The 6491-nt window shown below is 72.3% G+C and carries 7 protein-coding genes and 1 pseudogene; 3 read left to right on the top strand and 5 right to left on the bottom strand.

Features of this window, described 5'->3' with window-relative positions; genetic code table 11:
- Positions 1–868 (bottom strand): transcriptional regulator (locus tag ACQKIP_RS36435; protein ID WP_427745124.1); only part of this gene is annotated, 868 nt, incomplete at its 3' end.
- A 216-nt stretch (positions 869–1084) separates the two neighbouring features.
- Between ACQKIP_RS36435 and ACQKIP_RS36440 the strand changes: the two genes are divergently transcribed.
- Positions 1085–1681: a TIGR04222 domain-containing membrane protein gene (locus tag ACQKIP_RS36440; protein ID WP_365867223.1), complete on the top strand. Its 597-nt coding sequence runs from the start codon at positions 1085–1087 to the stop codon at positions 1679–1681.
- Positions 1682–1706: 25 nt separating this feature from the next.
- Here ACQKIP_RS36440 and ACQKIP_RS36445 read toward each other — a convergent pair.
- Positions 1707–2393: pseudogene (locus tag ACQKIP_RS36445) on the bottom strand (carbohydrate-binding protein); the annotation flags it as partial.
- 44 nt (positions 2394–2437) lie between these two features.
- Positions 2438–3394 carry a helix-turn-helix transcriptional regulator gene (locus tag ACQKIP_RS36450; protein ID WP_365867226.1) on the bottom strand — a complete coding sequence of 319 codons (957 nt, stop codon included), beginning with the start codon at positions 3392–3394 and terminating at the stop codon, positions 2438–2440.
- Between the two features lie 177 nt (positions 3395–3571).
- On the opposite strand from ACQKIP_RS36450, the gene ACQKIP_RS36455 reads away from it, so the two are divergent.
- On the top strand, positions 3572–4330 hold the full coding sequence (locus ACQKIP_RS36455; RefSeq protein WP_365867229.1) for a PP2C family protein-serine/threonine phosphatase: 759 nt from the start codon (positions 3572–3574) through the stop codon (positions 4328–4330).
- Positions 4331–4408: 78 nt separating this feature from the next.
- A complete protein-coding gene (locus ACQKIP_RS36460) occupies positions 4409–5029 on the top strand; it encodes an L-threonylcarbamoyladenylate synthase (protein ID WP_365867230.1) in 621 nt (206 codons plus the stop codon).
- 9 nt (positions 5030–5038) lie between these two features.
- Here the strand turns inward: ACQKIP_RS36460 and ACQKIP_RS36465 are convergent, their stop codons facing one another.
- Complete coding sequence (locus tag ACQKIP_RS36465; protein WP_365867232.1) at positions 5039–5695, bottom strand: alpha-ketoglutarate-dependent dioxygenase AlkB family protein; 657 nt, start codon at positions 5693–5695, stop codon at positions 5039–5041.
- Entirely contained in the window at positions 5692–6288 is a 597-nt protein-coding gene (locus ACQKIP_RS36470; protein ID WP_365867234.1) for a hypothetical protein, read from the bottom strand. Before ACQKIP_RS36470 ends, ACQKIP_RS36465 begins: the two co-directional genes overlap by 4 nt.
- Positions 6289–6491: the final 203 nt, after the last annotated feature.

Genomic DNA, 6491 nt, shown 5'->3' on the forward strand with positions numbered 1-6491 from the left:
GCTGGCTGATGGCCGGATGGGTGACCTCCAGGAGACGGGCGAGTTCGACCGTGGAGGAGCCGGTGCGCACCGCCTTGAGGACAGCGGCACGCGTGTGACCGAGGAGCGGGCCAAGGGCGCCGTCGTCCGTACGGCCGGGGGGCTCGGGGCGGGTCCAGTCCATGGCGTGGTCGATGGGATACACCAGGACGGGGGGCAGTTCGCCGTCGGCGAGCGTGACGGGCGTGGGCCAGCAGAAGAACGAGGGCTGCAGGGTGATCCCCCGGCCGTCCAGACGCAGGTCCTGATCCACGGGATAGTCGGCCTCCAGCACCGGGGGACGCCAGCGCAGTTGAGGCCCCAAGCCCGCCAGAAGCCCTTCGGTGCCGCCGTCGAGGAGGCTGTGCAGGCGGATGATGCGGTCGGCGTCGATCTGGGCGTGAATGCGCGGCCAGAACGGCGCGAGCGCCTCCAGGTGGTAGGTGTGCAGCGCCTGCCCCAACTGCCGCAGCGCGGCGCCGTCGCCACGCGCCAGAGACTCCGTCCAGCCCGGAAGACGGCGCGATGCGGCCACCCGCGTCAGGTCGGTGCGCAGCCGCGGACGAGGGGTGCGCACGAGCGTGTCGACGGCCGCGTGGAGCGTCTGGCCCGCCGCGTGGGTGGGGGTGAGGAAGTCCGGGGAGCAGCCGTGCGGCGGCAGGAGCGGCGACAGGAGCCGGCAGCTGCCGGAGAGACGCGGCCGCGCCCAGCGCCGCCACTCACCGAACTCCCGCGCCCCGTCCCGGCGTTGCAGCGTCTGTACGCTGTTGCTGATCTCCCAGAGGAAGTCGGGCCCGGGGGCGACCCGCACCCGCGCCAGGTCCTCGGCCGTGAAGTGCACCCGCAGCATGGCCTGCCTCTCCCCCTGTGCCCGTGCCCGGCATTGCGGCCGACGCGTCGCCGCGCGGCAGGACACCAGGCGATCGCCGCGGGGCGGCTGCTGTCAAGAGAGACGGGTGAGGCCGGGACCCTCAAGTTTTGCTCTGAACAAGCCAGGGCGGGGGATGTGCGCTCCCGCCATCGGGCACCACAGCCGAAAGACGGGGTGTCCGAAGGGGGTGGGGGCATGCGGATGTACTTCAGGCGGGCCACGACGGCGGTGGGAGCACGGCGGGCCCTTGGGGTGTACGACGTCGCGTATCTGGCGGGCGGGCCGCGGCGGGTGGTGGAGTGCGCGGTGATCGCGCTCGCCGAGAGCGGGCTGATCAGGCTCAGGGCGTCGCGGGTGCGCGCCGCGGAGGGCGAGTTGCCGGCGCATCCGGTCGAGCGCGCCCTGGTCACGGCGTGCCTGCGCAACCGCAGCACGGCCGCCGTGTGCGCGGAGTTGCGGGAGTCCGACGAGGTGGAGGAGATCGCCGGGCGGCTCGCCGAGTGGGGCCTGGTGACCCGGGCCAGGCACCAGCTGACCCGGACCGGCAAGCAGCGGCTCCGGATGGCCGAGGAGGACGAGAGCCTGCCCGCGTACGTGTGCGGCGGCCCCGGGGTGCTGCCCACGGGCACGGTCCGGCGCGGCGTCACGGAGGCGCAGCTGATCCCGCCCGGCCTCGGCCGGACCCTGCTGCGCATGGGCAAAGCCCTCGACAACGGGCTGGACTCCTCCGACCACTACGACTCCGGTTCGGGTTCCGACTGCGGAGGCGGGGGCGGCGGCGGGGGCGACTGAGCAAGCCGCCCCCGCTCACGGGCTACTGCGGCACGTTCAGGACGAAGTCGAAGTCCGCCTCCTTCGCGTTTCCGACGGTGCGCACGTTCATCAGGAGCCGGGCGTCGAAGATCGGGTCCGTGTTGTTGCGCGGCTCGCCGGGGAAGTACAGCTGGGTCGTCAGGACCGGTCGCCCCGGCGCCTGCGCCTTGACGTGCAGGTGCCGGGTGCGGCCCGGATAGAGGCCGGGCACGATCGTGGTGAGCCGGAACGCGCCGGTCGCGTCGGTGAACTGGTGCCCCCGGAAACGGAATCCCGTGTTGTCGTACGTTCCGTAGGTGTCGGCCTGCCAGAAGTCGAGCAGGACCCGGGGTATCGGCCGGCAGGCACGCCCGAAGACATAGCCGGTGACGGTCAGCCGTACGCCCGGTGTGCCGGGTTGCAGGAGCGAGGTGCGCTGCGGGGAGTTGGGTTTGAAGTACGGCCCCTCCATCTGCGGGGGCGTGGGGTCGTCGCCGTCGTCGCAGGCCGGAGTGGCCTCCGGGACCACGCCCCGCTCGCCCGCGGTCCTGGCGAGCGCGGGGACGCCCATGAAGGCCGCGGGCAGGGCCATGCCCACCGCGGCGGCCGCTCTCAGGACGGTCTTGCGGCTGGGACCGCTGCCGTTGCCGCCGCCGTCGGTGCCTCCGCCGTCACCTGTGCCGTCTCCGGTCGTGCCGATCTCGTGCTCCATCTCTCCTCCTGAGGGGTGGGGTGGGTTCCGGATCGGCACCGAAGCTATGCAAGGGGGCGGGTACGGGCGATGGACTCAAGGCGGTGGTCGTGGTGAATATCGCCGTCGCCGCGCCGGAAGTCGCCGGGGCTCGCGCCGGTCTCGCGGCGGAAGAACCGGCAGAAGTAGGCCGGGTCGCCGAAGCCGACCCGCACGCCGATCTGACGTACCGACAACTCCGTGCGCAGCAGCAGGCGTTTGGCCTCGTGCACGCGGGCCTGGCGGATGAGTTCGCCGGGCGTGCGCCCTGTGGAGGCTTTTACCGCCTCGCCGAGGTAGCTCACGGAGACGCCCAGATGGCGCGCGCACGCATGCACGGAGTACAGGGGGCCCTCCGGGGTGCCGAGCAGGCCCACGAACTCCGCGGCGACCGAGCCGGGCCGCGAGCGCGGTTCGGCTCCGGCGGCGGCCGGGTGCTGTGCGGGCAGCCGCGCCGAGCGCACCACGAGGACGTGCAGCAGGGCGCGCAGCACGCTCTGGAAGCCGTCGGCCCCCGTGCGGTACTCGCCGTCGAGATCGGCGACGAGCCGTGCGGTCCGGTCGGCCGCCTCGTCGGGCAGTTCGAGCCAGGAGCGCCGCCCGAGGGCGCGCAGCGCGGACAGGTCCGCCGGGTGGTCCAGGAGGAAGTCGTCGGTGAAGAGGATGACGTGCCCCTCCAGTCCCGTGACGTTCTCCCAGTGGTGGACCTGGCCGGGGGCGATGAAGCACAGGTTCGGCGGCCTCAGCGCGAAGCGGGCCAGGTCGACGACGTGTCCGCCGGTGCCGCCGGTGACGTGGACGATCTCGTGGAAGGTGTGCCGGTGCGGGAAGGAGGCGCGCGACATCGGCCCGATGGTGTCGAACGTGCCGACGGCGAACGGCAGCGCGTTGGGCATGGGCACCTCCAGGCGGTGCGTCGGCATGCCTTCCTCGCCGGGTAATCCGCTGTTTCCCTCGCCGGGCAAGACCGTTGTACCGCGCATGCGTACGCTCCTCACCGCGACCGAAGACGGGTCCAGACCAGCCGGGTCCCCCACCATGGCACGCGCGGTCACCGCCGGGCAGGGGTCGACCACGGGCAGCAACTGAGCCGCGGGCGGCTCGCGGCGTGACAATGGTGGGGCGAAATACGCCTGCCGTTGCGGAGAGGCGGGACAGGGATGCCGTACACAACAGTCACCGCGCTGAGCCACCCCGGGCTCGTACGCGATCAGAACGAGGACAGCCTGGCCGTCGGCCCGTGGACGCTGTGCGGGACCACGAGCGAGAACCCGCAGACGCTGGGCTTTCCGCTCGGCAATCCCCTCGTCGTCGCGGTCGCCGACGGCATCGGCGGCCAGCCCGGCGGCGAGGTGGCCAGCAGCCTCGTCGCACGGCGCCTGGCGTCGCTCGGGCCCGTCCTCGACAGCGAGCAGGCCCTCCGCGACGCGCTCAGCGCCTGCAATCACGCCGTGTACGACGCCGCCGAGCGCGATCCCGAGCTGGCCACCATGGGCACCACGGTCGCGGGGGTCGTGGTGCTCGGCTCCGAGCTGCTGGTGTTCAACGTCGGTGACAGCCGCGTGCTCGACGTGAGCCGCAACGGCGCCGGGGGCACGCTGCGCCAGGTCAGCGTCGACGACAGCCCGCCGCCCGCACCGGGCCGGCGCACCACGTCGATCGTGACGCAGGCGCTCGGCGGTGCGCTCCGGTTCAGCGCGGTCACCCCGCACGTCAGCACGGTGCCGCTCGTCGGGGGTGAACGTTTCCTGGTGTGCACGGACGGCCTGACCGACCCCGTGCCCGAAGAAGCACTCGACGAGCTGCTCGCGGCCCACGACGGCGGCCGGGCGGTCTTCGAGCTGTGGAAAGCCGCCATCGACGCCGGCGGCCCCGACAACATCACGCTCGCGCTGGTCACCGTCGTCGACGACGACTAGCCGCCCGCGTACGCAACGGCCCGCAGTGGGTCGCCTGCGAAACCGGGGACTGCTGTGACGATCACGTACGCTCGGCGGATGGCCAAGTATTTTGACGTGCACCCCGACAACCCCCAGCCGCGCAGCATCAGCACCGTGGCCGACAGCATCCGTTCCGGTGCGCTCATCGCGTATCCGACGGACTCCTGTTTCGCGCTGGGCTGCCAGCTGGGCAACCGCGACGGCCTGGACCGGATCCGCAAGATCCGCAACCTCGACGATCGCCACCACTTCACCCTGGTCTGCGAGAACTTCGCACAGCTGGGCCAGTTCGTGCACGTCGACAACGACGTGTTCCGTGCGATCAAGGCCGCGACGCCCGGCAGTTACACCTTCATCCTCCCCGCGACGAAGGAGGTGCCGCGCCAGCTCCTGCACCCCAAGAAGAAGACCGTCGGGGTCCGGATCCCCGACCACGTCGTCACGCAGGCGCTGCTCGCCGAGCTCGGGGAGCCGCTGCTCTCCAGCACCCTGCTCCTGCCCGACGAGGAGGAGCCGCTGACGCAGGGCTGGGAGATCAAGGAACGGCTCGACCACCAGGTGGACGCCGTCGTCGACTCGGGCGACTGCGGCACGAGCCCGACCACGGTCATCGACTTCTCCGGCGGCGAGGCCGAGATCGTGCGCCGCGGCGCGGGCGACACCTCGCGGTTCGAGTAGCCGGCCGGGTCACCCCGGCAGGCCGGTGACCCGCATCGTGATGTTCAGGCGTCCCGAGGCCAGACCGGTTCCGGGGTCCGCGGTGCCCGCGTGGACCTTGGGCACGCCGTGGAAGATGTAGCGCGAGGGTCCGCCGAAGACGAACAGGTCGCCGGAGGCCAGCTCGATGTCGGTGTAGGGCTTGTTACGGGTCTCGGTGTTGCCCACGCGGAAGACGCAGGTGTCGCCGATGGACAGGGAGACCACCGGGGCCGAGGACCGCTCGTCCTTGTCCTGGTGCATGCCCATCCTGGCCTGCCTGTCATAGAAGTTGACCAGGGCCGTGTCCGGCGTGTAGTCGGCGGCGGACTCGTCTGCGTACGCCGCCGTCAGCGCCCGGCGGCCCAGGTCGACCATCCACTGCGGGAACTCCGCGACCCGCCGGCCGTTCACGTCCCCGGCGGTACGGGTGTACCGGTACGGCTGCCAGTGCCAGCCCACGCACACCGTCTGCACGGACATCACCCCGCCGCGCGGCAGCTCGGTGTGGCGGATCGGCACCGGCCCGGTGGCCCAGGCACGGCACGCCGTGACGAGTTCGCGCTGCTGCTCCGGGGTGAGCCACTGGGGCACGTGCACCGCGCCGGGGGCGATCTCGCTGGTGGGGCGGGGGATCAGGGCGCTCACGCGGACTCCCCGGCGGGCGGGCGGACGGTGACCCAGCCGTGGCGCACGTCCCAGACGGCGCCGTCGGCGGTGGCGCCGCGCAGGCCGTGGAGCACGTCGGCTCCGGCGAGCGCGGGGACACGGGAGTCCTGGAGCGAGGCGAAGGCGTAGCTGCGGGCCGGGTCCCAGTCGGTGGAGTGGCGCAGGCGGCGGGCCAGCTGGGCGAGGCCGAGCGGCGCCGCGGCCAGGACCCAGGCGTCCGGGAGCTGCGCCGTCAGGCGGTGCGCGGGGCGCAGCCACGAGGCGGCCGTCTCGGGCCAGCTCACCGTGGTGAGGATGGTGCCGCCGCGGGCCGTCCACGCCTCGGCGAAGGCTTCGGCGGCGGCACGCGATGCGGTGTCGCGACTGTGGCCGAGGGTGACGGTCTCGATGCGCGCCTTCGGCAGGGTCAACAGGCCGATCAGGGCGGCGAGTTCGGCTTCGGTGTGCGCGGCGGGCGCGGGCAGGTCCGCGTGGGCGGCGAGATCGGCGGCGCCGATCAGGGGCGAGCGGGATGTGTCCCGTTCCTTGAGGATGCTCATGGTGTGCCGGTGCTTTCTGGGTCTGCTTTCCATCTGTCTCCTTCGTGGGTACCCCCGCATTTGGGCGGGGTGGTGAAACGAAGCTCCCGCGTGAGCGGGGCAGCAAGCGGCGGTTCGCCGCTGGGCGGACCGCCGTTGTCAGTGACCCGCACTAGAGTCGTCACCACAGTTGGAGGGGGTGATCGCGGTGATACGCGCCTACAAGTTTCTGCTGCGCCCTACCGTGCGGCAGGCTC

Origin of the sequence: Streptomyces sp. NPDC059900, from assembly GCF_050270335.1 — a bacterium.
Taxonomy (GTDB): domain Bacteria; phylum Actinomycetota; class Actinomycetes; order Streptomycetales; family Streptomycetaceae; genus Streptomyces.

Excerpts from the sequence above, each read along its gene's own strand:
- ACQKIP_RS36470 (WP_365867234.1), bottom strand. The coding sequence starts at position 6,288 with ATGGAAAGCAGACCCAGAAAGCACCGGCACACCATGAGCATCCTCAAG.
- ACQKIP_RS36455 (WP_365867229.1), top strand. The coding sequence starts at position 3,572 with ATGCCGTACACAACAGTCACCGCGCTGAGCCACCCCGGGCTCGTACGC.
- ACQKIP_RS36450 (WP_365867226.1), bottom strand. The coding sequence starts at position 3,394 with ATGCGCGGTACAACGGTCTTGCCCGGCGAGGGAAACAGCGGATTACCC.
- ACQKIP_RS36440 (WP_365867223.1), top strand. The coding sequence starts at position 1,085 with ATGCGGATGTACTTCAGGCGGGCCACGACGGCGGTGGGAGCACGGCGG.
- ACQKIP_RS36460 (WP_365867230.1), top strand. The coding sequence starts at position 4,409 with ATGGCCAAGTATTTTGACGTGCACCCCGACAACCCCCAGCCGCGCAGC.